A 26738-nucleotide genomic window follows, 5' to 3' on the forward strand; every position below is an offset into this window, starting at 1 on the left:
TTACCCTATTTGCTGCGAAACTTCGCCCGGAAAAGTACGAAGAAGTGAACTAGCCTTTCAACTTTTCGGCAAGCGTATGCCCGAGGCGGGCGGGAGACGGCGACACTGTAATCCCTGCGGATTTCATCGCGTCGGTCTTGGAACCGGCGTCGCCCTTGCCGCCCGAAATGATCGCGCCGGCATGGCCCATGCGGCGGCCGGGAGGTGCGGTGACGCCGGCGATGAAACCGACCATCGGCTTCTTGCGGCCGCGCTTGGCCTCGTCCTTGAGGAACTGGGCGGCGTCCTCCTCGGCGGAACCGCCAATCTCGCCGATCATGATGATGGATTCGGTCTTGGCGTCGGCCAGCAGCATTTCCAGCACGTCGATGAACTCGGTTCCCTTGACCGGGTCGCCGCCGATGCCGACCGCGGTGGTCTGGCCGAGGCCCTCCTGCGAGGTCTGGAACACGGCTTCATAGGTCAGCGTGCCGGAGCGGGAGACGATGCCGACGCTGCCGGTCTTGAAGATGTTGGCCGGCATGATGCCGATCTTGCATTCGCCGGCGGTCATGACGCCCGGGCAGTTCGGCCCGATCAGGCGCGACTTGGAGCCGGCCAGCGAGCGCTTCACGCGCACCATGTCGATGACCGGGATACCTTCGGTGATGCAGACGATCAGCGGGATCTCGGCGTCGATGGCTTCGCAGATCGCGTCGGCCGCACCCGGCGGCGGCACGTAGATCACCGAGGCATCGGCGCCGGTCTTCTCACGTGCCTCGCGCACGGTGTCGAACACCGGCAGGCCGAGATGCGTCGCGCCGCCTTTGCCCGGCGAGGTGCCGCCGACCATCTTGGTGCCATAGGCGATCGCGGCTTCGGAGTGGAAGGTGCCGTTCTTGCCGGTAAAGCCCTGGCAGATGACCTTGGTGTTCTTGTCGATCAGGATGGACATGAGGTCTGCTTTCGCGAAACTAACGAGTGAGAGGTCAGTGGATGCGGCGGTAGACGCCGGTGAGCACGTCAGCCCAGCCTTCCGCGTCCGGCGAGAACTGGATCTTCAACGAATAGGAATCATCGTCGATGATTTCGTAGACGTGGCGCGCATTGCCGCGGAGCGAACCGCGCACCAGCGTCAGGGTCTTGCCGACCCACCCGCCCGAAGCGGGCGAGGGCGGCGTGTAGCCGAGCGAGTCGTACCAGAACAATTTGTAGGTCCGGTCCTCGCGATCGAAGGTGAAGATGCCGTGGGTGGCGAAGCTTTGCTTGCCCTCGCGCGTCTGCACCGAGTCCTGGATCAAGTAGAAGCCGTTGAGATCCATGTGCGCGACGACGTGAGACGTGGCCGACCCGCCTTCCGTCCAGCGCGACGGAAAGACCACCTCTTCGCCATTCCATTCGCCGGCGAACGCGGCGAGACGCGCATGCTCTGCAAGCGGGGACGATGCAGCGAGATGGTCCTGGGTCATGGCCTCAGCCTCCCTTGACGGCCTTCACGATCTTCTGTGCGGCGTCGTCGAGATTGTCCGCCGGCACCACGTTCAATCCGGATTCACGGATGATCTTCTTGCCGAGCTCGACATTGGTGCCTTCGAGGCGGACCACCAGCGGAACGCTGAGGCCGACCTCGCGCACGGCAGCCGTGACGCCCTCGGCGATCACGTCGCACTTCATGATGCCGCCGAAGATGTTGACCAGGATGCCCTTCACGTTGGGATCGGCGGTGATGATCTTGAAGGCGGCCGCGACCTTTTCCTTGCTGGCGCTGCCGCCGACGTCGAGGAAGTTCGCCGGCGCCATGCCGTAGAGCTTGATGATGTCCATCGTCGCCATGGCGAGACCGGCGCCGTTGACCATGCAGCCGATGTTGCCGTCGAGCGTGACGTAGTTGAGGTCGTATTTCGACGCCTCGATTTCCTTGGCGTCTTCCTCGGTCTCGTCGCGCAGCGCGAGCACCTCGGGGTGACGGAACAGCGCGTTGTCGTCGAACGACACCTTGGCGTCGAGCACGCGGAGCTGGCCCTGCTTGGTCACGACCAGCGGGTTGATCTCCAGCATCGACATGTCCTTGGCGACGAAGGCCGCGTAGAGCTGCGCAGTGAGCTTCTCGGCCTGCTTGGCGAGGTCGCCCGACAGCTTCAGCGCGTTGGCGACCGTGCGGCCGTGGTGGCCCATGATGCCGGTCGCGGGATCGACCGAGAAGGTGACGATCTTCTCGGGGCTGTTGTGCGCGACGTCCTCGATGTTGACGCCGCCCTCGGTCGACACCACGAACGAGACGCGCGAGGTCTCGCGGTCGACCAGGATCGAAAGGTAGAATTCCTTGTCGATGTCGGAGCCGTCCTCGATGTAGAGGCGGTTGACCTGCTTGCCGGCGGGGCCGGTCTGGATCGTCACCAGCGTGGCGCCGAGCATCTGCTTGGCGAATTCGGCGACCTCGGCGGCCGACTTGGCGATACGGACGCCGCCCTTGTCGCCGGCGGAGGCTTCCTTGAACTTGCCCTTGCCGCGGCCGCCGGCGTGGATCTGGCTCTTCACCACCCAGACCGGGCCCGGGAGGGCCTTGGCAGCGGCTTCCGCGTCCGCGGGCTTCAGGACGGGAACGCCCTTGGAGATCGCCACGCCGAACTCGTTCAGCAGCGCTTTGGCCTGATATTCATGGATATTCATATGGTCGCTCCCTGAACCCGCGGGCGGTGACCTCTTGGGCCCACCTCAGTCTTGTGGCTGGCATACCATATACCACAGGAACTGCAACACGGATTCTTTGACATCGATCTGGACTGCCGAACCGGAAAACCCGCCAGGCCTTCAACAAGAGTTGCAGCCAGGCCCCGGAAGTGAAACCGCCGAAGACCGGTTTTTCGATCTTCGGCGGGGAATTTTGCGCTTAGCGGCCGAGAAGATCGGGGGCGATCTTCTTGCAGGCGTCCACCAGGCCCTGCACCGCCCCGACCGACTTGTCGAAGGCCTCGCGGTCCTTGCCGGCGAGCTCGATCTCGACGACGCGCTCGACGCCCTTGGAGCCGATCACGACGGGCACGCCGACATACATGTCCTTCACGCCGTATTCGCCGTTGAGGTAGGCGGCCGAGGGCAGCACGCGCTTCTTGTCACGCAGATAGCTCTCGGCCATCGCGATCGCGGACGCCGCCGGCGCGTAGAAGGCCGAACCGGTCTTGAGCAGATTGACGATCTCGGCGCCGCCGTTGCGGGTGCGGTCGACAATCTCGTCAAGGCGCGCCTGCGAGGTCCAGCCCATCTTGACGAGGTCGGGCAGCGGAATGCCGGCGACGGTGGAGTACTTCACCAGCGGCACCATGGTGTCGCCATGGCCGCCCAGCACGAACGCGGTGACGTCCTCGACCGAGACGTTGAACTCGTCGGCCAGGAAGTAGCGGAAGCGCGACGAATCCAGCACGCCGGCCATGCCGACGACCTTCTTGTGCGGCAGGCCGCTAGCCTTCTGCAGCGCCCAGACCATGGCGTCGAGCGGGTTGGTGATGCAGATGACGAAAGCGTCGGGGGCGTACTTCTTGATGCCGGCACCGACCTGCTCCATGACCTTGAGGTTGATGGAGAGGAGGTCGTCGCGGCTCATGCCGGGCTTGCGCGGCACGCCGGCGGTGACGATGCAGACCTTTGCATTGTCGAGCGCCTCGTAGGAATTCGCGCCGGTATAGTGCGCGTCAAAACCGTCGACCGGCGAGGACTGCGCGATGTCGAGCGCCTTGCCCTGCGGCACGCCCTCGGCGATGTCGAACATCACCACGTCGCCCAGTTCTTTCAGGCCGATGAGATGAGCCAGCGTTCCGCCGATCTGACCGGAGCCAATCAAAGCAATCTTGTCGCGCGCCATGTGAACCTGTCCTTTAGACACGTAAGGAGGGGAAAACTGACAGGGTGGTTATCCCTTTCGCTTCCGCCGTTCAAGTCGGTGGATGCCCAATTGTCGGGCTTGCCGATGCCTCGGGCACGCAGCCCTGTCATTCCGGGCTCGCGACCAACGGGTCCGCGCAAAGCGCGGCCCGATGACGGGCTCCGTCGCGAGCCCGGAATGACAGCGCTGGCAAATAGGACTTAAGTCTCCACCAGGCCCTTGGTCGAGCCGCTCGCGGTGGAATCCTTGCGGCCGTGAGGCAGCGCCAGATAGGATTCCGAGCTCATTTCGATCAGGCGCGACGCGGTGCGCTTGAACTCGTTGGCCTCGTTGCCCTCGTGGGCGAGATAGAGCGAGATCGGATTGGCATCGGCCGAGGCCATCAGCTTCACGGCGTTGTCATAGAGCGTGTCGATCAGCGTGATGAAGCGCTTGGCGGAATTGCGCCGGGAGAAATCCATCACGGGAATATGGTCGACCAGGATGGTGTGGTAGTCGTGCGCCAGCCTGAGGTAGTCGGATGCGCCTAACGGCTTCTCGCAGAGATCGGCGAACGCAAAGCGCGCGACGCCATGGGCCGAGCACGGCACGTGCAGGATGCGGCCCTTGATCGAAATATCGCGCGACCTGCATTTGGCGCCGCCCGACATCTTCGACCAGGCGCGGTCGAGCGCTGCGTCCGCATCGCTGTCCGCCGGCGTCAGCCACATCGGCACGCCCTGGAGCTTCTCCAGCCGGAAGTCGGTGCGCGCATCGAGCCGCGCCACGTCCATGTGATCCGTGATCTGCTTGATGAAGGGCAGGAACAGCGAACGGTTCAGGCCGCCCTTGTAGAGATCGTCGGGCGCGACGTTGGAGGTCGCGACCACCACGGTGCCGAGCTCGAACAATTTTGCGAACAGCCGGCCGAGGATCATCGCGTCGGCGATGTCGGTGACGTGAAATTCGTCGAAGCAGAGCAGCCAGCTCTCCTCGAAGATCGCGTTCGCGGTCAGCGCGATGACGTCGCCATCGGCGATCTCGCCGCGCGCGATGCTCTGGCGGTAGTCGTAGATGCGCTCGTGCACATCGGCCATGAATTCGTGGAAATGCGCGCGCCGCTTGTGCTCGACGGTGCTGTGCTGGAAGAACAGGTCCATCAGCATGGTCTTGCCGCGGCCGACCTCGCCATGGATGTAGAGCCCGCGCGGCGCCTCGTCCTTGTCGCTGCTGAACAGGCGGCTGAGCAGGCCCTGCTTGCGCGCCGGCTTGTAGTTTGCGAGCCGCTGGTCGAGCGCCGCATAGGCTTCCGCGACTTCGGCCTGCGCGGCATCGGGCTCGATCGCGCCGGACGCGATCTGGGCCTGATAAGCCTCGCGGAATGAGGAACTGGGGGTCGAGAGCATGGCTCTTTACCGCCAGAGATGAGCGAAAATTGCAACTCCGTATTGGCGCAAGGGCTTATGCGCCCCCACCCTTCGCGGACAGATCGCATGCATGCACGGACCTTGGCGCGAGACGCGGCACCCGGTCCGCCACGAGGATCATTCTTGCGCTCCGCCGGGCTAGAATATACCTATTGAGGAACCAAGGAACCTCGGTATGGCGCTTAGCATCAAGGACCCCGAAACGGAGCGGTTGGCGCGAAGTCTGGCGCAATTGACCGGCGAGAACATTACGACGGCAACCAAGCGCGCCATCGAGGAGCGTTTGCGCCGGCTCGGCGGTCAAGCCCACAAAGACGCTCTGCTTCAAGACATGGCCGAGATCAGGCGACGCTGGAGCGAAATGCGCGTCCTGGACGACCGCACGCCTGAGGAAATTCTCGGATACGACGAGCATGGATTGCCGCGCTGATGGTGATCGATACGTCGGCGATCGTGGCGATCGCGCTCAATGAAGACGATGCAGCGGATATCGAGCGACTGATCGTCGACGATCCGATCCGCCTGATCTCTGCGGCAACGGTGCTTGAAGCGACGATGGTGATCGAGACACGGCTGGGTGATGCGGGCGGGCGCGAATTCGATCTCTGGCTCGTCAAGATCGGCGCCGAGATCGTGGCGGTCGATGCCGGACAAGCCGATGCAGCACGGCGCGCCTGGCGGCGTTACGGGAAGGGGCGTCATGCCGCGTCACTCAACTACGGCGATTGCTTTTCGTATGCGCTGGCTTTGACCCGCAGCGAACCACTGCTCTTCACAGGCAAGGACTTTGCGAAGACCGACGTCAGCCGGCCGGGCGTTGCACCGCCGCGATAGCGCGCCGAAGCGAAGACCTCACGGACACAGCTCGTAGGCGTCCTCGACCACATACGGGCCGCCGCCGGTGGAGGCACGCGACGAGAACAGCACGAAGCGTTCGGCCACGAAGGCCTTGCTGGGGAAGTAGCCGCGCATCGAGAGATAGTCGGCGACATCACGGTCGGTGGCGTCGTGCAGCCGGGCCAGCGTGACGTGCGGGATGAACTTGCGCCCCTCCGGGTCGAGACCGATCCGCTGCATCATGCGCTCGAGCTCGGCCTGCAATTCCATCAGCGGCCTGCTCGGCGCGATGGTCGCGACCACAGCGCGCGGCTTGCGTCCGCCAAAACTCTGCAAGCCCTGCACCTTCACCTCGAATGGCTTGCGATCGACCCGAAACAGCATCGAGGCGATCTCGTTGGCGGACATGCCGTCGATATCGCCGATGAAGCGCAGGGTGACGTGATAATTTTCGGGATCGATCCATCGGGCGCCGGGAAGGCCGCCCCGCAAATTGGAAAGCGTCTGGCTGACTTCAGCCGGGATTTCCAGACCAGTGAACAAACGCGGCATCGTTTCGCACTCCCGATGCTTGGACATGATCCCTGGGCAGGATCATATCCAAATTTTAGAGCCGGCGACGAATCACCGGTACCCTGATTTCTATCGCGTTTGTGTGACTCTGCGAAGCGTGACCCGTGAACTCACGGGATAACCCTTTCGGTTAGGGTTAGCGCTGCCTGCTTTTCAACGCCGTTGCTCAGCTATCGTGCCGATGAATGCCTCTACCGTGGGCATGATGTTGCCGACGATGATGTCGACGCCGGGCGCGGTCGGATGAATGCCGTCGGCCTGGTTGAGCTTGGCGTCGGCCGCGACGCCGTCGAGGAAGAACGGATAGAGCGGCACGCCGAATTTTTTCGCCAGATCCGGATAAATCGAATTGAAGCGCGCGGCATAGTCCGCGCCGTAATTGGGCGGCGCCAGCATGCCGCACAGCATCACCGCGATCTTGCGTGCCTTGAGGCGCTGGACGATCTCGGTCAGCGCCGCGCGCGTCAGGTCGGGATCGATGCCGCGCAACGCGTCGTTGGCGCCGAGCTCGATGATCACGCCGTCGGTTCCGTCGGGGACCGACCAGTCGAGCCGGTCGCGGCCGCCGGAGGCGGTGTCGCCGGACACCCCGGCATTGGTCATGTCGACTACTATGCCTTTGGCCTGCAAGGCTTTTTGAAGTTTTGTCGGGAACGCCTCCTGGGCCGGAAGGCCGAGGCCGGCGCTCAAGGAATCGCCCAGAACGACAAGCTTGACCGGTTTTGTCGTTTCCGCCCAAGCCGGGTTTGCGACCGTCATCAAAGCGAGCATCAACACGGCTATGTGCATGAACAATCCGTAACGCCTCTCGACCGCGTGTGCGGAGTTGCCATATGACCGGACCATGGACACTCGCCTCGATTCCTCTTCGCTCGCCGGCACCGCGCCGGACACCATCGCCATCTCCAACGTCAATCTGTCATTGGGTACGGGCGCGGCACGCGTTCACATCCTAAAGGATATCAGCTTGCGCGTCGGCCGTAGCGAGACGATCGGCCTGATCGGCCCGTCAGGCTCGGGCAAATCCACGCTGCTGATGGTGATGGCGGGGCTGGAACGTCCTGATAGCGGAGAGGTGGTGGTCAGCGGCACGGCTTTCAATGCCCTCGACGAGGACGCGCTGGCCCGCTTCCGCGGCCGCCAGGTCGGCATCGTCTTCCAGTCCTTCCATCTGATTCCGACCATGACGGCGCTGGAGAACGTCGCCGTGCCGCTCGAGCTTGCCGGCAATCCGGCTGCCGCAAAGCGAGCGGCGCAGGAGCTGCAATCGGTCGGGCTCGGCGACCGTCTGCATCACTATCCGACGCAGCTGTCCGGCGGCGAGCAGCAGCGCGTCGCGCTCGCCCGCGCGCTGGCACCCGATCCCGCCATCCTCGTCGCCGACGAGCCGACCGGGAATCTCGACGAAGCCACCGGACAACAGATCGTCGATCTCCTGTTCAGCAAACATGCCGAACGCGGCATGACGCTGGTGCTGGTCACGCACGATTCCGCGCTCGCGCATCGCTGCGATCGCGTCATCCGCCTGCGCTCCGGCCGCATCGACACGCAGTCTGCGCCGGCATGAGCATCGCGGCCGAACCGTTCGCGAAGCCCAACGGCGTCGCGCTGTCGCTGCGCTACGCGCTGCGCGAATTGCGCGGCGGCCTGCGCGGCTTCTACGTCTTCATCGCCTGCATTGCGCTCGGCGTGATGGCGATCGCCGGCGTCGGCTCGGTTTCGGCGAGCCTGAGCGACGGGCTCGCGCGTGAAGGCCGGACGCTGCTCGGCGGCGACGTGTCGTTCGTGCTGTTCCAGCGCGAGGCCAAGCCGGACGAAGTCGCCTTCCTGCGCGCGCGCGGCACGGTCTCGACCGCCGCGACCTTGCGCGGCATGGCGCGTTCGGCCGAGGGCAAGCTCGCGCTGGTCGAAATGAAGGCGGTCGACGGCACCTATCCGATGCTGGGCCAGCTGACGCTGGTGCCGCAAATGCCGATGCCCGATCTGCTCGCGGAGCGCGACGGCGCGTTCGGTGCCGCCGCAGATCCGACGCTGCTGGCGCGGCTGTCGCTCAAGACCGGCGATCGCGTCACCATCGGATCCGCGACGTTCCAGATCCGCAGCACCGTCGAGGCCGAGCCCGACAAGCTCGCCAGCGGCATCGGCTTCGGCCCGCGATTTCTCATCAGCGAGGCGGGGTTGCGCGCCACCGGCCTGATCCAGCCCGGCAGCCTGGTGCGCTGGGTCTACCGGGTGAAATTGCCTGACGCCGCCAACAGCGAGCGCGCCACCGAAACCTTTATCGCGGACGCGCGCAACGCGGCGCCGCAGGCCGGCTGGGAGGTCCGCAGCCGCTCCAATGCCTCGCCGCAACTCGAGCGCAACATCAATCGCTTCACGCAGTTCCTGACCCTGGTCGGCCTCGCCGCGCTGCTGGTGGGCGGCGTCGGCGTCGCCAATGCCGTCAAGAGCCATATCGACCGCAAGCTCGAGGTGATCGCGGCCTTCAAGGCGATCGGCGCGACCGGGCGCGACGTCTTCGGGATCTATCTGGCGCAGGTTCTCCTGCTCGCGGCGATCGGCTCGGCGATCGGCCTTGCACTCGGTGCTGTCATGCCCTTCGCCATCGTCGGCCTGTTCGGCAAGCTGTTGCCGTTGCCGGTGGTGCCGGCGGTGCATGCCGACGAGCTTGCGCTGTCCTTCGTCTACGGGCTTCTCACCGCGCTCGCCTTCGGCCTGTGGCCGCTCGGCCGCGTGCACGACGTGCCGGTGGCAGCGTTGTTCCGCGACACCATCAGCTCCGAATGGCACCGGCCGCGCGTGGGCTACCTCGTGTTCATGGCCGTCGTGGTCGCGCTGCTCGTCGCGGTGGTCATCGGACTTTCTTTCGACAAGCGCATCGCCGCGGTATTCGTGGCCTCCTCCGTCGTCGTGTTCGCGCTGCTGCGCGGCATCGCCGCGCTCTTGATGACGATCGCGCGACGGCTGCCGCGCTCGCGGTTTCCGATGCTGCGGCTTGCGATCGCCAACATCCACCGGCCGGGCGCGCTGACGCCCTCGGTCGTGCTGTCGCTCGGGCTCGGCCTCGCCGTGCTCGTCACCATCACCCAGATCGACGGCAATCTGCGCCGGCAGTTCCTTGCGGCCCTTCCCGAGCACGCGCCGTCGTTCTTCTTCATCGACATCCCGAGCACGCAGGCCGCGCAATTCGACGGCTATCTGCGCCAGATCGCGCCCGGCGCGAAGGTCGAGGACGTGCCGATGCTGCGCGGCCGCATCGTCGGCGCACGCGGGGTCCGCGCCGAGGACCTCAAGCCCACCACCGATTCCGAGTGGGTGCTGCAGAGCGACCGTGGCCTGACCTACACCGCCGATCTGCCGAAGGGTTCCAAGGTGGTCGAGGGCGAGTGGTGGAGCGCAGATTATGCCGGCCCGCCGCTGGTCTCGATGGAGAAGAAGATCGCGGACGGCCTCGGCCTCAAGCTCGGCGACGAGGTGGTGGTCAACGTTCTAGGCCGGGACATTCCCGCCAGGATCGGCAATCTGCGCACCATCGACTGGCAGGGCCTCGGCATCAATTTCGTCCTGGTGTTCTCGCCGAACGCCTTCAAGGGCGCGCCGCACACCCACATCGCAACGCTGACAGAGGCCGGCGGCGACGCTGCGGGCGACGGCAAGATCATCAAGGAGGTCGCCGACGCCTATCCGATGGTGACGAGCGTGCGCGTGCGCGAGGTGATGGAGACGGTCGGCTCGGTCGTGACCAACCTTGCGCTCGCGATCCGCGGCGCCAGCGCGGTCACCCTGATCTCGGCGATCCTGGTGCTGGGCGGCGCGCTCGCCGCCGGCCACCGCCACCGCGTCTACGATGCCGTGATCCTCAAGACCCTGGGCGCGACCCGGCTGCGGCTGCTCGGCGCCTATGCGCTCGAATACCTCCTGATCGGGCTGGCCACCGCGGTGTTCGGCGTGGTCGCCGGCAGCATCGCCGCCTGGATGATCGTGACGCGGCTGATGACGCTGAGCTTCGTCTGGCAGGCCGGCAGCGCGGCCGGCGTGGTCGCGGCCGCCCTCGTCGTCACCGTCGGGCTCGGGCTCGCCGGCACGCTGCTGGCGTTGAACAAAAAGCCCGCCACGGTGTTGCGGAATTTGTGACAAATGGTAGCGGGTGGCAACGCGATGTCGGAATCGCGCGATTCCGGCGATTAACCACGTCCGCTCGCCAGGATTGCGGGAAAGGGCGACATTCAGCCGCGCGTGGATGGTTGCAGCGGATGTGTTAGTTTCCCACATATCGAACGGGTTCGGAGTCCCGATTGTGAGCCAAATTTAATGTCGGCACACACCGGTATCCGAGATAGAATTTGACGAACCGGTGGCATGGCGACCCTCATGCCGGACCGGCCAACCAACGGGAATTCGACCATGTCGGACCTAGACCGTAACTACGCTTCTCCTTTCGGCAGGGCCGCCGGGCGTGTTGACGCCGCGACGGTCGATGCCGGCCTGCGCTCCTATATGCTGCGCATCTACAACTACATGAGCATTGGCCTGGCCATCACCGGCCTCGCCGCGCTCGGCGTCTACATGGCCGCCGTGACCGACGTTCCGACCCCGGAAGCCGTCCGCGTCGGCAAGCTGTTCCTGACGCCGTTTGGCTACGCGATGTTCGTCAGCCCCCTGAAGTGGCTGTTCATGCTCGCGCCGCTCGCCATGGTGTTCGTGATCTCGGCGGGTATCAACCGTCTCGCTCCTTCGACCGCCCAGATCCTGTTCTGGGTGTTCGCGGCGCTGATGGGTGTCTCGCTGTCCTCGATCTTCCTGGTGTTCACGCACACCTCGATCGTGCGGGTGTTCTTCATCACCGCGGCCACGTTCGGTGCGCTCAGCCTCTACGGCTACACCACCAAGCGTGATCTGACCGGAATGGGATCGTTCCTGTTCATGGGCCTGATCGGCATCATCATCGCGAGCCTGGTCAATTTGTTCCTGGCCAGCACGATGCTGCAGTTCATCGTCTCCGTGGTCGGCGTGCTGGTGTTCGCGGGCCTCACCGCCTGGGATACCCAGCGGCTGAAGAACGACTACATCTACGGCTACGCGTCGGCCGGCGGTGACGTTGCAGAGCGTGCGGCCATCACCGGCGCGCTGTCGCTGTACCTGAACTTCATCAACCTGTTCACGCTGCTCCTGCAGCTGCTCGGCCAGCGCGACTAAGCGCTGAGACGAGAGAACGGACACGAACCCCGGCCGAGAGGCCGGGGTTTCTGTTTGGGCCCGGATGCTTCCCCAAACGCCGTCATTGCGAGCGAAGCGAAGCAATCCAGAGAGCCTCCGCGGATGCATTTCTGGATTGCTTCGTCGCAAGGGCTCCTCGCAATGACGAAGTATGTGGAAGCATCGTTGCCTCTTCCAGCCGTCCCGGTAAGGCTCTAATCTCCTCCCATGTCCGCACCTGAGATCAGACCAGCCCTTGAGGCCGACCTTCCCGCCATCACCGCCATCTACCAGCAGGCTGTCCGCGAGGGCACCGCGACGTTCGAGCTGGCGCCGCCCGACCTGGCTGAAATGACGCGCCGCTACCGCGCGCTGGTCGACGGTGGCTATCCCTATTTCGTCGCCATCCTCGACGGGCGCGTCGCCGGCTATGCCTATGCCGGTGCCTACCGGCCAAGGCCGGCGTACCGCTTCACGGTCGAAAACTCGATCTACCTCGATCCGTCCTTCCACCGCCGAGGCATCGGGGCGCTCCTGCTGGAGCGGCTGATCGTCGAATGCGAGGCGCGCGGCTTCCGCCAGATGATCGCCGTGATCGGCGATTCCGCCAATGCCGGCTCGATCGGCGTGCACACCAAGGGCGGCTTCAAGATGATCGGCACCCATCCCAATGTCGGGCTTAAATTCGGCCGCTGGCTGGACACCGTGATGATGCAGCGCGACCTCGGCGAGGGCGCGAGCACGGTGCCGGGGAAGTAGAGCCTCGTCAGACCACCGCCAATTTCCGGTCGATCACCAGGAGCACGCGCTCCAGCTCGTGGCCGCGGCGCAGGATCAAGCCCGTCGCCGAAATCACACTGTACATGCCTTGCTTGCGCGCGAGCCGCGGATCCTTCTCAATTCGATAGATCGGCACTTCCGAGGCGCGGCGAAAGACCGAGAACACGGCGCGGTCTTTCAGGAAGTCGATGGCATAGTCGCGCCACTCGCCATCGGCGACCATCCGGCCGTAGAGATTGAGAATACGGTGCAGCTCGAGCCGGTTGAACGTCACGCGGCTCAGTTGAGCATTGGCAGCGGCGGGGCGCGCCGCCGCGCGCTGTTCGCTCGGATCGGCATCCTCCGACAGACTCATGGAGCGCCTCCTGTCGCATCAGCATGGTCGCGTCCGCGAAGACCGTCCCCGGAACCGCGGATCATGACAGTTGCATGATTGCGCCAACCGTTCTCCTCTGCAAGAGGCTCCTGGTTCCACCGGCCAAATCAGTTGCAAATCAGCACACACGCAACGGTGGCAATATATCGCGGCGAACCGTCACGGGATCGTTAGCAGGAATCATAGTGTCGCCGCTTTTCCGCCCAGCGACTGCCGCCCTGCACTGCGAAAAGACCTGTGTGCGTTGACCCGGTCCTTTCGGTTCCGGATTCCTCAGCCCCCAGCCCCCCGGGGTCGTCAGGATCGGGTCTGTTCGCGCCACAAGGAGGGCCAACGCGAGTTGGTCCTTTTTTGTTTATGTCCGGATGTTTCCGGCTCGACCAAGTTCTCCCCACCACTGCGCAAACTCTCGCCCCTCATCCTGAGAGCCGCGAAGCGGCGTCTCGAAGGATCGAGGCCCGAGATGCATCAGCGGGGCCTGCATGGTTCGAGACGGCGCTGGCGCGCCTCCTCACCATGAGGATTGAGAGCGGGGATTTGTCGGAGAGAAAGCGAAGCGCCGAGCGAGTTCAGTGCAGCGACGTGTAGGCCGCGCCAAGCATCGGGCCCGGTTTTTCTCGGCTGCCGTCCTGGACATAGACCACCGCGCCGTCGACGCCGTCGCGCGTGAGGTTCTCGATCGGCACCGTCCAGCTTTCCGGACGTCCGGTCCAGTCGCCCACCTTGAGCAGGTTGCGCACGACGTTGTGATAGATCACCTGCTGCCCGCGATTTTCGCCGCGGCTGATCGCGATCGGCACCGACTTCGCAATCGAGCAGATCCAGACCTCGCCATGCGAGACCGCAGGCTCCTTGCTGGCGGCCACCGAGACGTTGATCTGCTTGCCCGCCAGCGACATCGTCACCGGCACGCTCATCACGCCCACGCCCTTGTCGGTCTTGCCGATCGCATTCTCGATACCGGTGCGGTCGCTGCCGACGACGTGCGTGGAGCCGTTGACCACGACTTGCGGCGTGTAGACCTCGCGGTCGCCGCGCATGCGCGAATAGGCACGCTGCCGCGCCGAGAAGCGTGAATCCGCCAGCGTGTCCTTCCAGCCGAGATAATCCCAATAGTCGATCGGCATGCTCAGCGCGATGATCGAGGGATCGCTGGAGAGGTCGCCGATGATCTTGTCGGCCGGCGGGCAGGACGAGCAGCCCTGGGAGGTGAAGAGCTCGACCACGGCGCGAGGATCAGCCTCGGCAGGACGTATGACGGCGACGATCGCACAGATACCAAGTGCTCCCGACCAGAAGGCACCAGACCAACGTGAAACCAGATGAGAAGCCGTCATTGCTGTCATGTCGTACGCCGCACACCATTGCTCGTGAGAAGGGAAATCTTACCGCCGGATGGTCACCGTAGTCTTACGGGCGCGACACACTCTAGCGTCCAGACAACCACCCAAAGCGAAGTATTTCGCAGGGCGGGCCCGTCCGAAGCTGCCGCAAACGCGCGAAGGCGGCCTTGTGATAGGCCGCCTTCGTTTAACCTTCTACTCACTTCGCAGTGAGCCACCGTTCACAAATCCGCGCTTATGCCGCGAGCTTGCGCAGCACATAGTGCAGGATGCCGCCGTTGCGGTAGTAATCGAGCTCGTCCAGCGTATCGATGCGGCAAAGCAGCGAAACGCGCTGCAACGAGCCGTCGCCGGAGACGATCTCCGCGGTCAGCTTCTGACGCGGCTTCAGATCGCCGATGAGACCGCGCAGCGTGACCTTCTCGTCGCCCTTCAGGCCGAGCGACGACCAGGAGGTGCCGTCCTCGAAGGTCAGCGGCAGCACGCCCATGCCGACCAGGTTGGAGCGATGGATGCGCTCGAAGCTCTGGCAGATCACGGCGCGCACGCCGAGCAGACGCGTGCCCTTCGCGGCCCAGTCGCGCGAGGAGCCGTTGCCGTATTCGGCGCCGGCGAACACCACCAGCGGAACCTGCTCCTGCTGGTACTTCATCGCGGCGTCGTAGATCGACATCTGCTCGCCGTCGGGCCAGTGCTTGGTAAGACCGCCCTCGGGGATGTTGCCGTCAGCGCCCTTCAACATGAAGTTCTTGATGCGGATGTTGGCGAAGGTGCCGCGCATCATCACTTCGTGATTGCCGCGGCGCGTGCCGTACTGGTTGAAGTCGGCGGGACGCACCTGATGCTCGCTGAGATATTTTCCGGCGGGCGAGGTGAGCTTGATCGAACCGGCCGGCGAGATGTGGTCGGTGGTGATCTTGTCGCCGAACATGGCGAGGATGCGCGCCTCGACGATGTCGGTGACCGGCTCCGGCTCCTTCTTCATGCCGTCGAAATAGGGCGGGTTCTGCACGTAGGTCGAGCTCATGTTCCAGCGATAGGTCTCGCTCTCGACGGTCTTAATCTTGCGCCAGTTGGTGTCGCCCTTGAACACGTCGGCATACTTCTTCTTGAAGATCGCCGCGGTCACGAACTTCTTCATGAAGGCGTTGATTTCCTTCGTCGTCGGCCAGATGTCCTTCAGGTACACCGGCTTGCCGTCCTTGCCTTCGCCGAGCGGCTCGACGGCGAGGTTCTTGGTGACGCTCCCCGCGAGCGCGTGGGCGACGACCAGCGGCGGCGAAGCCAGATAGTTCGCCTGCACGTCCGGCGAGACGCGGCCTTCGAAGTTGCGGTTACCGGAGAGCACGGCGGCCGCGACGATGCCGTTGTCGTTGATCGACTTCGAGATCTCCTCCGGCAGCGGACCGGAATTGCCGATGCAGGTGGTGCAGCCGAAACCGACCAGGTTGAAGCCGACCTTGTCGAGATCGGTCTGGAGACCGGAATCGGCGAGATAGGCCGCGACCACCTGGCTGCCCGGGGCCAGCGAGGTCTTCACCCACGGCTTGGCCTTGAGGCCCTTCGCGGCAGCGTTACGGGCAAGCAGCCCGGCGCCGATCAGCACGCTCGGATTCGAGGTGTTGGTGCAGGAGGTGATGGCGGCGATCACGACGTCGCCATGGCCGAGGTCGAAATTCTTGCCTTCGACGGCAAAGCGCTTCTTGGGCTCTTCGGCCTTCTTGTACTCGGTGCTGAGCGCGAGCGAGAAGCCTTCGGCGACCGACGGCAGCGCGATGCGGCCTTCGGGGCGCTTCGGACCGGCCATCGAGGGCACGACGTCGGCGAGGTCGAGCGTCAGCGTCTCGGTGAACACCGGATCAGCCGACTTGGCGGTGCGGAACAGTCCTTGCGCCTTGGCGTAGGCCTGCACCAGGGCGACGCGCGGAGCGGCGCGGCCCGAGGTCTTCAGATAGTCGATCGCGGCGGCGTCGACCGGGAAGAAGCCGCAGGTCGCGCCATATTCGGGCGCCATGTTGGCGATCGTCGCCTTGTCGGCAACGGAGAGATGGTCGAGGCCGGGGCCGAAGAACTCGACGAACTTGCCGACCACGCCAAGCTTGCGCAGCATCTGCGTGACGGTGAGCACGAGATCGGTCGCGGTGACGCCTTCCTTCATCGCGCCCTTCAGCTTGAAGCCGACGACGTTGGGCAGCAGCATCGACAGCGGCTGGCCGAGCATGCAGGCTTCCGCCTCGATGCCGCCGACGCCCCAGCCGAGCACGGCGAGACCGTTGACCATGGTGGTGTGGGAATCGGTGCCGACCAGCGAGTCGGGATAGGCGACCTCGAAGGTGCCGGTCTTCTTGCCGACCGTCATCTTCTCCTTCTTGGTCCAGACCGTCTGGGAGAGATATTCGAGATTGACCTGGTGGCAGATGCCGGTGCCGGGCGGCACGACGGAGAAGTTCGAGAACGCCTTCTGGCCCCACTTCAGGAACTCGTAGCGCTCCTGGTTCTGCTTGTACTCCTCGGCGACGTTCTTGCCGAAGGCCTTGTTGTCGCCGAAGAAGTTGACGATCACGGAATGGTCGATGACGAGGTCGACCGGCACCAGCGGATTGATCTTCTCGGCGTCGCCGCCGAGCTTCTGCATCGCGTTGCGCATCGCGGCGAGGTCGACCACCGCGGGCACGCCGGTGAAATCCTGCATCAGGACGCGGGCCGGGCGGAACGCGATCTCATGCTCGAGCGACTTCTTGCGCAGCCATTTCGACACCGCGACGATGTCGTCCTTCTTGACCGAGCGGCCGTCCTCATTGCGCAGAAGGTTCTCGAGCAGGACCTTCATCGAATAGGGGAGTTTCGAAATTCCCTTCAGACCATTCTTCTCGGCCGTGGGCAGGCTGTAATAGACATAGGTCTTGGCGCCGACCTTGAGGGTCTTTTTGCATTTGAAGCTGTCGAGCGAGGTCATGTAGGAAAATCCCAATTGTTAGTTATACCCGGCAAGGGGTATTTTAACACCGTCAGCGAGTCCGGCTGGGTCGCTTGCAGGGGCAGGTTGAGTTGCTGCATCAAGTAGTTCCGGGCTTATAGAAGCTTTCTAACCGCGCCGCCACAGCCACAATCGTGCCGCAGCAATTCGCGAGCCAAAAATTCCCATGCGCTACCCCAAGCTTTCCTGAGGCCTGACTTTGAACGGATTGATACGAGGCAAGATGCAGCTGGCGGGACGCGGGGTGGTTTGCGTGCGGGGCGGGCGCGAGGTGTTTTCCGGGCTCGATTTCGAGGCCACCTCCGGCGAGGCCGTCGCGGTGGTCGGCCGCAACGGATCGGGCAAGACGTCGCTGCTGCGGCTGATCGCCGGCCTGCTCATTCCGGCGGGCGGCACGATCGCCCTGGACGGAGGCGATGCCGAGCTGACCCTGCCGGAGCAATGCCACTATCTCGGCCATCGCGACGCCCTGAAGCCGGCGCTGAGCGTGGCGGAAAATCTGTCATTCTGGGCTGATTTTCTCGGCGGCGAACGCCTTGACGCCGCCGAGAGCCTCGCCACCGTCGGCCTCGACCATGCCGCCGATCTGCCCGCCGCCTTCCTGTCGGCTGGCCAGCGCCGCCGGCTGTCGCTGGCCCGCCTGCTCACGGTCCGCCGACCGGTCTGGCTGCTGGACGAGCCGACCAATGCGCTGGACGTTGCCGGGCAGGACATGGTCGGCGGCCTGATGCGCGAGCACCTGGCGCGCGGCGGCCTGATCATCGCCGCCACTCACGCCTCCCTCGGGATCGATTCGCGGCAGCTTCGGATCGGGGGTGCAGTGTGATTCCAATGGACCCTCAGTTTTCCAAGCGGCCGGATTCCGCTCTCTCCGTTCCCGACCTCGCTGCGAGGCAGCGTCAGGGAGGGGGGGGCCGCGGGGCGTGCTCTCTCGGCTCCAGCAATGAGGAGACGGGCGATCTGTTGCTGGCGGCTCACCCCCAACGAGTATCTCTCCCGGGGCTACCCCCCTCCCCCGCCCTCCCCCGCAAGGGGGGAGGGAGCGTTGCGCGCTTGGGGCGCGAAGGAAGCCCCCCATGACCGCGTTGTCCGCTCTCGTCCGCCGGGACATCCGGATCGCACTCCGCGTCGGCGGCGGGGCGCTGATCGGCGTGCTGTTCTTCCTCACCGTGGTGGTGCTGATGCCGTTTGCGGTCGGGCCGGATCTGGCGCTGCTGTCGCGGCTGGGGCCGGCGATCCTGTGGCTGGGCGCGCTCCTGGCAAGCCTGCTCACCCTGGACCGGCTGTTCATGGCCGACCACGACGACGGCTCGCTCGACCTGATCACGATGAGCCGGACACCGCTGGAACTGGCCTGCGCCGCCAAGGCGCTGGCGCATTGGCTGGCGGCCGGCCTGCCGCTGATCGTCGCAACCCCGGTGCTCGGCCTGTTGCTCAACCTCGACATGGTCGCGACCGGCGCGGTGGCATTGACGCTGCTGGCGGGCACGCCGGCCCTGACATTTACCGGCATGATCGGCGCGGCGCTGGCGGTGACGCTGCATCGCGGCGGGCTGTTGATGGCGGTGCTGGTGCTGCCGCTGTCGATCCCGGTGCTGATTTTCGGGGTCGCGGCCTCGCAGGCCGCGATCGTCGGTCCGATGACGTTCGGAGCGCCGTTCTCGATCCTGTGCGCGTTGTCGCTGGTCAGCCTCGTGATCGGCCCGTTCGCGGCCGCGGCGAGCCTGCGGCATGGACTCGACTGAGATGGCGCGGCTGACCTTGACCCCGATCAACTTTCGCTACGCGCTTTTATGCTGATTGCGTGAGTGCCTAGCTGTGATTATCAGAATACCATGACGCTGATCGACCTCGCCAACCCGACCCGGTTCCTCGCGCTGACGGCGCGGGTGTTGCCGTGGCTTGCGGGTGCGACCGTCATTCTGCTCGCCGTCGGCCTCTATCAGTCCGCTCTTGCGCCAGACGATTATCAGCAGGGCGCGACCGTGAAGATCATGTTCATCCACGTGCCCAATGCCTGGCTGTCGATGTTCGTGTGGGGCGTGATGAGCATCGCATCGCTGGGCACGCTGGTGTGGCGGCATCCGCTCGCCGACGTCGCCGCCAAGGCTGCAGCTCCCATCGGCGCCGCCTTCACCTTCCTTGCGCTGCTGACGGGCTCGCTGTGGGGCCGGCCGATGTGGGGCACCTATTGGGAATGGGACGCGCGGCTGACCTCGGTCTTGATTCTCTTCCTGATGTATCTCGGCCTGATGGCGCTGTGGCGTGCGGTCGACGATCCCTCGCGCGCGGCCCGCGCCGCCGCGGTGCTGACGCTGGTCGGCGCGATCAACCTGCCCATCATCAAGTTCTCGGTCGACTGGTGGAACACGCTGCACCAGCCGGCGTCGGTGATGCGCATGGGCGGCTCGACACTCGACAAATCGTTCCTGATCCCGCTGCTGGTGATGGCGATCGCGTTCACGCTGCTGTTCGCGACGCTTCATATCGCGGCGATGCGCAACGAGATTTTGCGCCGGCGCGTCCGCTCCCTGCAGATGATGCAGGCGAGCCGCGTCGCGTTTTCGAGCGAGTCAAGCGCCGGTTCGCGTGCCGAAAACGCGTCAAATGAAGCCGGGGCTGCCTGACGATGTCGCTCGGTCCTTATGCGTCCTTCATCGTGACCTCTTATGCGGCTGCAGCGCTCGTGGTCGCGATCCTGATCGGCTGGATCGTGCTCGACTATCGCAGCCAGACGCAGCGTCTGCGCGAGCTCGATCGCAGCGGCATCACCCGCCGCTCGGGCCGCAGCGCGATTGATACACCATGAGCGATCAATCGAACCCCGCGCCCCCGCGCCGCACCTTCCTGATGGTGCTGCCGCTGATCGCCTTCATCGGCCTCGCCCTGCTGTTCTGGTTCCGGCTCGGCAGCGGCGATCCCTCGCGGATTCCCTCCGCGCTGATCGGCCGTCCCGCGCCACAAACCATCCTGCCGCCGCTCGAGGGATTGCAGGCCGACAATGCGCCGGTGCCGGGGCTCGATCCCGCCGCGTTCAAGGGCAAGGTCAGCCTCGTCAATGTCTGGGCGTCCTGGTGCGTGCCTTGCCACGACGAGGCGCCACTCCTGACCGAGTTCGCCAAGGACAAGCGGTTTGAGCTCGTCGGCATCAACTACAAGGATGCGGCCGACAATGCGCGGCGCTTCCTGGGGCGCTACGGCAACCCGTTCAACCGCGTCGGCGTGGATGCCAACGGCCGCGCCTCGATCGAATGGGGCGTCTATGGCGTGCCGGAGACGTTCGTCGTCGGGCGCGAGGGGACCATCGTCTACAAGCTGGTCGGCCCGATCACGCCGGACAATCTGCGGACGGTGTTGTTGCCGCAGATGGAGAAGGCGTTGGGGGCGGGGTCTTAGCCCAGCCCGTCATTGCGAGCGAAGCGAAGCAATCCAGACTGTCTCTGCGGAAAGATTCTGGATTGCTTCGCTTCGCTCGCAATGACGAGTGGAGAGAGCTCACCCCTTCCGCACATCCCCCGCATCGGCTTCGCTGGCTTCCAGCGAGACTGGCTCGAGGTGGTAGCGCTTGGTCAGCGGCATCTGGGCGATGGCGAAGATCATGGTGATCGGCGTGACGCCGAACACTTTGAAATTCACCCAGAAGTCGGTGCTTTGGGTGCGCCAGACGATCTCGTTCAGCACGGCCATGCCGGCGAAGAACAGCGCCCAGCGCAGCGTGAGGATGCGCCAGCCCTGCGGCGTCAGGTTGAACATCTGGTCGAACATGACGGCGATGAAGGAGCGGCCGAACAACAGGCCGCCGCCGAGGATCGCGGCGAACAGGCCGTAGATGATGGTCGGCTTGAGCTTGATGAAGGTCTCGTCGTGCAGCACCAGCGTCAGCGTGCCGAACACCAGCACGATGACGCCCGTCACGATCGCCATGATCGGGATATGGCGCGTCACCACGTAGGAGGCGACCATTGCCGCGACGATCGCGACCATGAAGGCCCCGGTCGCGGCGAACAGATTGAACTTCGCATTGACGAAGAAGAACACGAGCAGCGGACCGAGCTCGGTCGCAAGCTTGAACAGCGGGTGCGGCTGGGTCTTGTCCATTCTCTAGCTTTCGATTCCGGCGATGGCGCGGGCGAAGTCGCGCGCGGTGAAGGGCGCGAGATCGTCGACGCCTTCGCCGACGCCGATGAAATGCACCGGCAGTTTGAATTTCTCCGCGAGCGCCACCAGGATGCCGCCGCGGGCGGTGCCGTCGAGCTTCGTCATCACGAGGCCGGTGACGCCGGCGGTGCGATGGAACGCCTCGACCTGCGACAGCGCGTTCTGGCCGACGGTGGCATCGAGCACCAGCAGCACGGCATGCGGCGCCGTCGCGTCCACCTTGCGGATGACGCGCACGACCTTTTCGAGCTCGTTCATCAGCTCGGCCTTGTTCTGCAGCCGCCCGGCGGTGTCGATCAGGAGCACGTCGATGGCCTGCTCCTTCGCCGCCGTCAGCGCGTTGAAGGCGAGGCTCGCCGAATCCGACCCCTGCGCGCCTGATATGACCGGCGTCCTGGTGCGCTCGCCCCAGACCTTCAGCTGCTCAATGGCGGCTGCGCGAAACGTGTCACCGGCGGCCAGCATCACCTTACGGCCTTCGGATGCGAATTTTTGCGAGAGTTTTCCGATCGTCGTGGTCTTGCCGGAGCCGTTGACGCCGACCACGAGGATCACGAACGGCTTCCTGGCCGCGTCGATCTCGAGCGGCTTGGCCACCGGCGACAGCACCTTCTCGACCTCGGTCGCGACGACATCCTTGACCTCGTCCGCGGAGATCGCCTTGTCGTAGCGCCCGGTGCCGACGGCATCCGCGATCCGCACGGCGACCTGCGTGCCGAGATCGGCGCGCAGCAGCACGTCCTCGATGTCGTCGAGCATGGCGCGGTCGAGCTTGCGCTTGGTGACGAGATCGGCGACCGCGGTCCCGAGCGAGGACGAGGTGCGCTTCAGCCCGTTGGACAGGCGGCGCCACCAGCTCAGCTTGGGGGTCTCGGAGGTGGTATCGTTCATGGTGGCGGTGTGTTAGCCGTTCCGGCTTCCAAACGAAAGTCTTGACCGAAAGTCCTGCAATTGCTCGATGTTCCCAAATTGACCGCCGATGAAATCCTGGGCCGGGTGCTCCATCGCGACGGATTGATGCTGGTCATCGACAAGCCGGCCGGCCTGCCGGTGCATCGCGGCCCCAAGGGCGGGGCGAACCTCGAAGCATCGTTCGACGCGCTCCGTTTCGGCCTGCCGCGGCCGCCGGTGCTGGCCCACCGGCTGGACAAGGACACGTCCGGCTGCCTCGTGCTCGGCCGCCATCGCAAGGCGACCGCCTCGCTCGGCCTGCTGTTCAAGCACGGCAAGATCGGCAAGACCTATTGGACCGTGGTCGAGGGCGGGCCTGCCGAGAACGAAGGCACCATCGACATGCCGCTCGGCCGGCTCAATGCCGAGCGCGGCTGGTGGCAGAAGCCGGACCCGGAGGGTCAGAAAGCCGTCACCAACTGGAAGGTGATGGGCCGGGGCGATGGCCTGACCTGGCTCGCCATGGAACCCGTCACCGGACGGACCCATCAATTGCGGGTGCATTCGGCTTCGACCGGCTGGCCGATCTTCGGCGATAACATTTACGGCAACGGCCCGCGCTTCGGCGAGCCGCGGCTGCACCTGCATTCCCGCGAGATCGTGGTGCCGATCTCCCGGAACAAGGAGCCGATCCGCGTCGTGGCGCCCGCCCCACCCCACATGCACGAGAAGCTCCGCGCCTGCGGGTGGAATGGGGAATAGCCGCGCTGTCGTTCGCCTCCCCCGCCAGCGGGGAGCGAACGCACTACCTCCGCGGCGACTATCGAGCCGAAGCTCCGTGCCACCACCTTCCCCTTGGTTTACGAAAAGTTCAGCGCTCGTCTCTAATGATAGCGGTTGCTTAGAACAAGCTTCCGTCAATCCGCTCAGGATGAGCTGCGCGTCATGTCCACGGCCGAGCTATCGATCATCGACGAGGTCGAATCCGCGCTTCGGACAGGCTCGCCGGAAAAGGGCCTGGCAACGGCCCGCCGAGTCACCGACCTGTTCCTCTCCTCCGCCGGCAATTTCGACGACGAGCAGATCGCTCTGTTCGACGACGTGCTCGATCGGCTGATCGGCACCATTGAGCTGCGCGCCATCGCCGACATGGGCGCCCGCGTTGCGCTGGCCGAGATCAGCACGCAGCTCGCGCCGATCGCGCAGGCACCGCCGTCGGTGATCCGCCGTCTCGCCAATAATGACGAAATCCGCATTGCTGGTCCCGTGCTCCAGGAATCCGCTCGCCTCGACGAGGGCGAACTGGTGAAGATCGCGTCCAGCAAAGGCGAGCCGCACCTGCTCGCGGTCGCGGGCCGCTGGTGGCTGAAGGAGATCGTCACCGACGCGTTGCTGGCGCGCCGCTATCCCAGCGTCAGCCGGCGGCTCGCCGCCAATCCCGGCGCGCGCCTCTCAGGCAACGGATTTGCCGTCATCGTCGGACAGGCCGAGGCTGATCCGGAGCTCGCCATCAGCGTCGGCGTCCGCGTCGACTTGCCGTCCGACTTGCGCCGCCGGTTGCTGCGCTCGGCGACGGATGCCGTGCGGACCCGCCTGCTGTCGCGCGCGCCGCCGCATCTGTTCGAGGAAATCCAGAACGCGATCGCCGCCGTGACCGTTGGTGTCGAGCGCGAGATGTCGGGTGTCCGCGACTTCGAAGGCGCCAAGCGCGCCATCGCAAATCTCAAGGCAACCGGCCAGCTCAACGAAGCGACACTGCTCGGTTTCGCCAAGCAGCGACGCTATGAAGAAGCCGCGGCAGCGCTGGCGGCACTGTCCGGATCGACCGTCGAGGTGATTCGCCCATTGATGCAGAGCCTGCGCGACGACGGCCTGCTGGTGCCGTGCAAGGCGGCGCAGCTCAGCTGGGAAACCACCGCCGCCGTGCTCGAAAGCCGCTTCGCCACCGGCGCAATGAAGCCGGCCGATCTTGCAAGAGCGCAGGGGCATTACGCAAGAATGACGCCGGAGAATGCACGGCGCACGCTGCGGTTCTGGCAGGTGCGGGCGTCGTAACGGTTAGACCGTCAACCGCTCGCCAACACTGCCGCCGATCTTCAGCGGCACGATGGTGCCGACGCGTTCGCCCGCAATCGCCACCGGCAGGTAATGCTCGGTGCGCCCCTGGCCCTCGCTCTCGATCAGCACATCGCGCGTCGTGCCGATCTCGGCTTGCAGCCTGCGCCGTAGTGCTGCTTCGCCAGCCGCACGCAGCCGCTTCGCGCGCTGCTTGATCGCATCACCCGCAAGCTGCGGCATCCGCGCGGCAGGCGTGCCGGGGCGCGGCGAATAGGGAAAGACGTGCAGAAACGTCAGGCCGCATTCCTCGACCAGATCGAGCGAGCGCGAAAACATCTCCTCGGTCTCGGTCGGAAAGCCTGCGATGATGTCGGCGCCGAAGGCGATGTCCGGGCGCAGGCGGCGGACCTGGTCGCAGAACGCAATCGCATCGCTCCGCGAATGCCGCCGCTTCATCCGCTTCAAGATCATGTCGTCGCCGGATTGCAGCGACAGATGCAGATGCGGCATCAGCCGCGCATCGTCGGCGATGGCATCGAGCAGGTCGCGGTCCACCTCGATCGAATCGATCGAAGAGATGCGCAGGCGTTTCAGCTCCGGCACATGCCGCAAGATCTGCTTCGTCAGCATGCCGAGCTTTGGCGCACCCGGCAGGTCGGCACCGTAGCTTGTGAGGTCGACGCCGGTCAGCACGATCTCGGCATGGCCGCGCTGCACCAGCGCGCGCACCTGCTCGACCACGCCGCCCATCGGCACCGAGCGCGAATTGCCGCGGCCGAACGGGATGATGCAGAAGGTGCAGCGATGGTCGCAGCCGTTCTGCACCTGCACGAACACCCGCGGCAGGCCGCTCGCAAAGCCGTCGATCAGATGCGGCGCCATCTCCTTCACGGCCATGATGTCGCTGACGGCGATCTTCTCGCTGGTGCCGAGAGCGAAGGCGTCGCGCGCCTCGCGCCAGGCTTCGCTGCGCATCTTGTCGTCGTTGCCGACGACGCGATCGACCTCGGCCATGTCAGCGAACATGCCGCTTTGCGTCTGCGCCGCGCAGCCGGTGACGACGATGCGCGCACGGGGCCGTTCGCGCTTCAACTTGCGGATCGACTGCCGCGCCTGCGCCACCGCCTCGTTGGTGACGGCGCAGCTGTTGATGACGATGGTGTCGGAGAGCCCCGCGCCCTCGGCCTCGCGGCGGATCACTTCGGCCTCGAAGGCATTGAGGCGGCAGCCGAAGGTGACGATGTCGACGGTCATCCGCCGACCGGCGCGAACAGCGCCGGATCGAAGGTGCCCTCAAATTCGAAGGTCGCCGTACCCGTCATCAGCACATGGTCGTCGCGCTCGCGCCATTCGATGCCGAGCCTGCCGCCGGGCAGCGTGATCTCGACATTGCGCTCGGCGCGCTTCAGGCGAGCCGCCGCGACCGCAGTCGCGCAGGCCGCCGAGCCGCAGGCCCTGGTGAGGCCCGCGCCGCGCTCCCAGGTGCGGATCGTGATGTGGTCGCGATCGACGATATGAGCGAGCGTGATGTTGGCGCGTTCGGGGAAGATCGGATGGTTCTCGAGCAGCGGACCGAAGCGTTCGAGATCGTAGGCATTGACGTCCTCGACCCAGAAGACCGCATGCGGATTGCCCATGCTCACGACCGAGGGCGAATGCAGGATCGGATTGTCGATCGGCCCGATCTGCAATTCGATGTAGCGGGTGTCGCGAAACTCCTCCGCCAGCGGAATGTCCTGCCAGCCGAACTTTGGCGCGCCCATGTCGACGGTGTAGAGATCGGGCGCCGGGCCCTGCCAGCAATTGAGCAGGCCGGCGCGGGTCTCGAACGTCGCCGTGGTCTGCCCGGTCCTCTCGAAGATGCGCCGCACCACGCAGCGCATGCCGTTGCCGCAGGCGCCGGCCTCCGAGCCGTCATTGTTGTAGATGCTGATGAAAGCTTCGGTGCCGTCGAACCGCGGCTTCTGCAGCACCATGAGCTGGTCGTAGGGCACGCCGCCCTGAGCCGACGCCACCGCGCGGGCATCGTCCGGCGTCACCGGCGCGGCGGAATCGCGCATGTCGACAACGACGATCTCGTTGCCGATGCCGTTCATCTTGGCAAATGCGTGGTTGGCCAGCGCGCTCATGAAAATTCCTGAATTTCGCCTGCCTTATATGGCGATCCTTGGCGGCTTGACCAGTGATTTGGCGCGATGGCCAGGACGTCTGCCATGACGTCTGTCAGGACGCCTACCAAGTCGCCTGCCAGGTCTTCTGCCATGACGCATCTGTCATGGGACGA

At 65.0% G+C, this 26738-nt stretch carries 27 protein-coding genes; 13 read left to right on the forward strand and 14 right to left on the reverse strand.

The window, feature by feature from the left end:
• Positions 1 to 49: 49 nt before the first annotated feature.
• From sucD to zapE, 5 genes are all read right to left on the reverse strand, one after another.
• Positions 50 to 934, reverse strand: a complete 885-nt coding sequence (sucD, locus tag OC450_RS31335; RefSeq protein ID WP_262049288.1) for a succinate--CoA ligase subunit alpha — start codon at positions 932 to 934, stop codon at positions 50 to 52.
• A 34-nt stretch (positions 935 to 968) separates the two neighbouring features.
• A complete protein-coding gene (locus tag OC450_RS31340; protein WP_211383608.1) occupies positions 969 to 1448 on the reverse strand; it encodes a DUF1579 family protein in 480 nt (159 codons plus the stop codon).
• Between the two features lie 4 nt (positions 1449 to 1452).
• Positions 1453 to 2649 carry an ADP-forming succinate--CoA ligase subunit beta gene (sucC, locus tag OC450_RS31345; RefSeq protein WP_211383609.1) on the reverse strand — a complete coding sequence of 399 codons (1197 nt, stop codon included), beginning with the start codon at positions 2647 to 2649 and terminating at the stop codon, positions 1453 to 1455.
• A gap of 220 nt (positions 2650 to 2869) precedes the next feature.
• On the reverse strand, positions 2870 to 3838 hold the full coding sequence (gene mdh, locus OC450_RS31350) for a malate dehydrogenase (RefSeq protein WP_094972741.1): 969 nt from the start codon (positions 3836 to 3838) through the stop codon (positions 2870 to 2872).
• Positions 3839 to 4059: 221 nt separating this feature from the next.
• The gene (zapE, locus tag OC450_RS31355; RefSeq protein ID WP_262049289.1) at positions 4060 to 5244 is read right to left on the reverse strand and encodes a cell division protein ZapE; all 1185 of its coding nucleotides are present in this window, start codon (positions 5242 to 5244) and stop codon (positions 4060 to 4062) included.
• Positions 5245 to 5440: 196 nt separating this feature from the next.
• On the opposite strand from zapE, the gene OC450_RS31360 reads away from it, so the two are divergent.
• Together OC450_RS31360 and OC450_RS31365 are read left to right on the forward strand one after the other, a co-directional pair.
• Positions 5441 to 5695 (forward strand): type II toxin-antitoxin system VapB family antitoxin, encoded by a 255-nt coding sequence (locus tag OC450_RS31360; RefSeq protein ID WP_211383611.1) that lies wholly within the window; start codon positions 5441 to 5443, stop codon positions 5693 to 5695.
• Positions 5695 to 6099 carry a type II toxin-antitoxin system VapC family toxin gene (locus OC450_RS31365; protein WP_262049290.1) on the forward strand — a complete coding sequence of 135 codons (405 nt, stop codon included), beginning with the start codon at positions 5695 to 5697 and terminating at the stop codon, positions 6097 to 6099. The genes OC450_RS31360 and OC450_RS31365 overlap by 1 nt, the downstream gene beginning before the upstream one ends.
• 18 nt (positions 6100 to 6117) lie before the next feature.
• On the opposite strand, the gene thpR is transcribed toward OC450_RS31365, so the two are convergent.
• Complete coding sequence (gene thpR / locus OC450_RS31370; protein WP_211383613.1) at positions 6118 to 6654, reverse strand: RNA 2',3'-cyclic phosphodiesterase; 537 nt, start codon at positions 6652 to 6654, stop codon at positions 6118 to 6120.
• Positions 6655 to 6828: 174 nt separating this feature from the next.
• Positions 6829 to 7464, reverse strand: coding sequence for an arylesterase (locus tag OC450_RS31375; protein WP_256808700.1), 636 nt, complete (start codon positions 7462 to 7464; stop codon positions 6829 to 6831).
• Between the two features lie 55 nt (positions 7465 to 7519).
• On the opposite strand from OC450_RS31375, the gene OC450_RS31380 reads away from it, so the two are divergent.
• From OC450_RS31380 to OC450_RS31395, 4 genes are all read left to right on the forward strand, one after another.
• The gene (locus OC450_RS31380; protein ID WP_262049291.1) at positions 7520 to 8242 is read left to right on the forward strand and encodes an ABC transporter ATP-binding protein; all 723 of its coding nucleotides are present in this window, start codon (positions 7520 to 7522) and stop codon (positions 8240 to 8242) included.
• Complete coding sequence (locus OC450_RS31385; protein WP_262049292.1) at positions 8239 to 10809, forward strand: ABC transporter permease; 2571 nt, start codon at positions 8239 to 8241, stop codon at positions 10807 to 10809. Before OC450_RS31380 ends, OC450_RS31385 begins: the two co-directional genes overlap by 4 nt.
• Before the next feature lie 270 nt (positions 10810 to 11079).
• Positions 11080 to 11871, forward strand: coding sequence for a Bax inhibitor-1/YccA family protein (locus tag OC450_RS31390; protein WP_211383617.1), 792 nt, complete (start codon positions 11080 to 11082; stop codon positions 11869 to 11871).
• Between the two features lie 228 nt (positions 11872 to 12099).
• A complete protein-coding gene (locus tag OC450_RS31395) occupies positions 12100 to 12630 on the forward strand; it encodes a GNAT family N-acetyltransferase (RefSeq protein ID WP_211383618.1) in 531 nt (176 codons plus the stop codon).
• A gap of 7 nt (positions 12631 to 12637) precedes the next feature.
• Here the strand turns inward: OC450_RS31395 and OC450_RS31400 are convergent, their stop codons facing one another.
• The 3 genes from OC450_RS31400 to acnA all read right to left on the reverse strand — a co-directional run bounded on the left by OC450_RS31400 (position 12638) and on the right by acnA (position 17326).
• The gene (locus tag OC450_RS31400; RefSeq protein WP_211383619.1) at positions 12638 to 13006 is read right to left on the reverse strand and encodes a DUF2794 domain-containing protein; all 369 of its coding nucleotides are present in this window, start codon (positions 13004 to 13006) and stop codon (positions 12638 to 12640) included.
• A gap of 590 nt (positions 13007 to 13596) precedes the next feature.
• The gene (locus OC450_RS31405) at positions 13597 to 14373 is read right to left on the reverse strand and encodes a DUF1223 domain-containing protein (RefSeq protein ID WP_262049293.1); all 777 of its coding nucleotides are present in this window, start codon (positions 14371 to 14373) and stop codon (positions 13597 to 13599) included.
• 232 nt (positions 14374 to 14605) lie between these two features.
• Complete coding sequence (gene acnA / locus OC450_RS31410) at positions 14606 to 17326, reverse strand: aconitate hydratase AcnA (protein ID WP_262049294.1); 2721 nt, start codon at positions 17324 to 17326, stop codon at positions 14606 to 14608.
• A gap of 244 nt (positions 17327 to 17570) precedes the next feature.
• On the opposite strand from acnA, the gene ccmA reads away from it, so the two are divergent.
• From ccmA to OC450_RS31435, 5 genes are all read left to right on the forward strand, one after another.
• Positions 17571 to 18173 (forward strand): heme ABC exporter ATP-binding protein CcmA, encoded by a 603-nt coding sequence (gene ccmA / locus OC450_RS31415; RefSeq protein ID WP_262049295.1) that lies wholly within the window; start codon positions 17571 to 17573, stop codon positions 18171 to 18173.
• Between the two features lie 250 nt (positions 18174 to 18423).
• On the forward strand, positions 18424 to 19092 hold the full coding sequence (ccmB, locus tag OC450_RS31420; RefSeq protein ID WP_211383623.1) for a heme exporter protein CcmB: 669 nt from the start codon (positions 18424 to 18426) through the stop codon (positions 19090 to 19092).
• Positions 19093 to 19182: 90 nt separating this feature from the next.
• A complete protein-coding gene (locus tag OC450_RS31425; RefSeq protein WP_211383624.1) occupies positions 19183 to 19974 on the forward strand; it encodes a heme ABC transporter permease in 792 nt (263 codons plus the stop codon).
• Positions 19971 to 20156, forward strand: coding sequence for a heme exporter protein CcmD (gene ccmD / locus OC450_RS31430; RefSeq protein ID WP_211384205.1), 186 nt, complete (start codon positions 19971 to 19973; stop codon positions 20154 to 20156). Before OC450_RS31425 ends, ccmD begins: the two co-directional genes overlap by 4 nt.
• Positions 20153 to 20743 (forward strand): DsbE family thiol:disulfide interchange protein, encoded by a 591-nt coding sequence (locus tag OC450_RS31435; protein ID WP_256808710.1) that lies wholly within the window; start codon positions 20153 to 20155, stop codon positions 20741 to 20743. Before ccmD ends, OC450_RS31435 begins: the two co-directional genes overlap by 4 nt.
• Before the next feature lie 99 nt (positions 20744 to 20842).
• On the opposite strand, the gene OC450_RS31440 is transcribed toward OC450_RS31435, so the two are convergent.
• Both OC450_RS31440 and ftsY read right to left on the reverse strand, forming a co-directional pair.
• Entirely contained in the window at positions 20843 to 21445 is a 603-nt protein-coding gene (locus OC450_RS31440) for a septation protein A (protein WP_262049296.1), read from the reverse strand.
• A 3-nt stretch (positions 21446 to 21448) separates the two neighbouring features.
• A complete protein-coding gene (gene ftsY, locus OC450_RS31445; protein WP_211383627.1) occupies positions 21449 to 22396 on the reverse strand; it encodes a signal recognition particle-docking protein FtsY in 948 nt (315 codons plus the stop codon).
• 60 nt (positions 22397 to 22456) lie between these two features.
• Between ftsY and OC450_RS31450 the strand changes: the two genes are divergently transcribed.
• Together OC450_RS31450 and OC450_RS31455 are read left to right on the forward strand one after the other, a co-directional pair.
• On the forward strand, positions 22457 to 23158 hold the full coding sequence (locus OC450_RS31450; RefSeq protein WP_262049297.1) for an RluA family pseudouridine synthase: 702 nt from the start codon (positions 22457 to 22459) through the stop codon (positions 23156 to 23158).
• Between the two features lie 183 nt (positions 23159 to 23341).
• Positions 23342 to 24451 (forward strand): DUF2336 domain-containing protein, encoded by a 1110-nt coding sequence (locus OC450_RS31455; RefSeq protein ID WP_256808712.1) that lies wholly within the window; start codon positions 23342 to 23344, stop codon positions 24449 to 24451.
• A gap of 3 nt (positions 24452 to 24454) precedes the next feature.
• Here the strand turns inward: OC450_RS31455 and mtaB are convergent, their stop codons facing one another.
• Both mtaB and dapF read right to left on the reverse strand, forming a co-directional pair.
• On the reverse strand, positions 24455 to 25708 hold the full coding sequence (gene mtaB / locus OC450_RS31460) for a tRNA (N(6)-L-threonylcarbamoyladenosine(37)-C(2))-methylthiotransferase MtaB (RefSeq protein ID WP_262049298.1): 1254 nt from the start codon (positions 25706 to 25708) through the stop codon (positions 24455 to 24457).
• Positions 25705 to 26583 carry a diaminopimelate epimerase gene (dapF, locus tag OC450_RS31465; protein ID WP_211383631.1) on the reverse strand — a complete coding sequence of 293 codons (879 nt, stop codon included), beginning with the start codon at positions 26581 to 26583 and terminating at the stop codon, positions 25705 to 25707. Before dapF ends, mtaB begins: the two co-directional genes overlap by 4 nt.
• Positions 26584 to 26738: the final 155 nt, after the last annotated feature.

It is taken from the genome of Bradyrhizobium sp. Bra78 (assembly GCF_024519855.1).
GTDB lineage: Bacteria > Pseudomonadota > Alphaproteobacteria > Rhizobiales > Xanthobacteraceae > Bradyrhizobium > Bradyrhizobium japonicum_G.

Coding starts and splice junctions, on each gene's coding strand:
- ccmB (WP_211383623.1), top strand. CDS start 18,424: ATGACCGCGTTGTCCGCTCTCGTCCGCCGGGACATCCGGATCGCACTC.
- OC450_RS31435 (WP_256808710.1), top strand. CDS start 20,153: ATGAGCGATCAATCGAACCCCGCGCCCCCGCGCCGCACCTTCCTGATG.
- dapF (WP_211383631.1), bottom strand. CDS start 26,583: ATGAGCGCGCTGGCCAACCACGCATTTGCCAAGATGAACGGCATCGGC.
- mtaB (WP_262049298.1), bottom strand. CDS start 25,708: ATGACCGTCGACATCGTCACCTTCGGCTGCCGCCTCAATGCCTTCGAG.
- OC450_RS31360 (WP_211383611.1), top strand. CDS start 5,441: ATGGCGCTTAGCATCAAGGACCCCGAAACGGAGCGGTTGGCGCGAAGT.
- OC450_RS31380 (WP_262049291.1), top strand. CDS start 7,520: ATGGACACTCGCCTCGATTCCTCTTCGCTCGCCGGCACCGCGCCGGAC.
- OC450_RS31390 (WP_211383617.1), top strand. CDS start 11,080: ATGTCGGACCTAGACCGTAACTACGCTTCTCCTTTCGGCAGGGCCGCC.
- OC450_RS31455 (WP_256808712.1), top strand. CDS start 23,342: ATGTCCACGGCCGAGCTATCGATCATCGACGAGGTCGAATCCGCGCTT.
- ftsY (WP_211383627.1), bottom strand. CDS start 22,396: ATGAACGATACCACCTCCGAGACCCCCAAGCTGAGCTGGTGGCGCCGC.
- thpR (WP_211383613.1), bottom strand. CDS start 6,654: ATGCCGCGTTTGTTCACTGGTCTGGAAATCCCGGCTGAAGTCAGCCAG.
- OC450_RS31400 (WP_211383619.1), bottom strand. CDS start 13,006: ATGAGTCTGTCGGAGGATGCCGATCCGAGCGAACAGCGCGCGGCGGCG.
- OC450_RS31395 (WP_211383618.1), top strand. CDS start 12,100: ATGTCCGCACCTGAGATCAGACCAGCCCTTGAGGCCGACCTTCCCGCC.
- OC450_RS31375 (WP_256808700.1), bottom strand. CDS start 7,464: ATGCACATAGCCGTGTTGATGCTCGCTTTGATGACGGTCGCAAACCCG.
- OC450_RS31425 (WP_211383624.1), top strand. CDS start 19,183: ATGACGCTGATCGACCTCGCCAACCCGACCCGGTTCCTCGCGCTGACG.
- acnA (WP_262049294.1), bottom strand. CDS start 17,326: ATGACCTCGCTCGACAGCTTCAAATGCAAAAAGACCCTCAAGGTCGGC.
- OC450_RS31440 (WP_262049296.1), bottom strand. CDS start 21,445: ATGGACAAGACCCAGCCGCACCCGCTGTTCAAGCTTGCGACCGAGCTC.
- OC450_RS31340 (WP_211383608.1), bottom strand. CDS start 1,448: ATGACCCAGGACCATCTCGCTGCATCGTCCCCGCTTGCAGAGCATGCG.
- sucD (WP_262049288.1), bottom strand. CDS start 934: ATGTCCATCCTGATCGACAAGAACACCAAGGTCATCTGCCAGGGCTTT.
- mdh (WP_094972741.1), bottom strand. CDS start 3,838: ATGGCGCGCGACAAGATTGCTTTGATTGGCTCCGGTCAGATCGGCGGA.
- OC450_RS31405 (WP_262049293.1), bottom strand. CDS start 14,373: ATGACAGCAATGACGGCTTCTCATCTGGTTTCACGTTGGTCTGGTGCC.
- OC450_RS31365 (WP_262049290.1), top strand. CDS start 5,695: ATGGTGATCGATACGTCGGCGATCGTGGCGATCGCGCTCAATGAAGAC.
- OC450_RS31385 (WP_262049292.1), top strand. CDS start 8,239: ATGAGCATCGCGGCCGAACCGTTCGCGAAGCCCAACGGCGTCGCGCTG.
- zapE (WP_262049289.1), bottom strand. CDS start 5,244: ATGCTCTCGACCCCCAGTTCCTCATTCCGCGAGGCTTATCAGGCCCAG.
- ccmA (WP_262049295.1), top strand. CDS start 17,571: ATGCAGCTGGCGGGACGCGGGGTGGTTTGCGTGCGGGGCGGGCGCGAG.
- sucC (WP_211383609.1), bottom strand. CDS start 2,649: ATGAATATCCATGAATATCAGGCCAAAGCGCTGCTGAACGAGTTCGGC.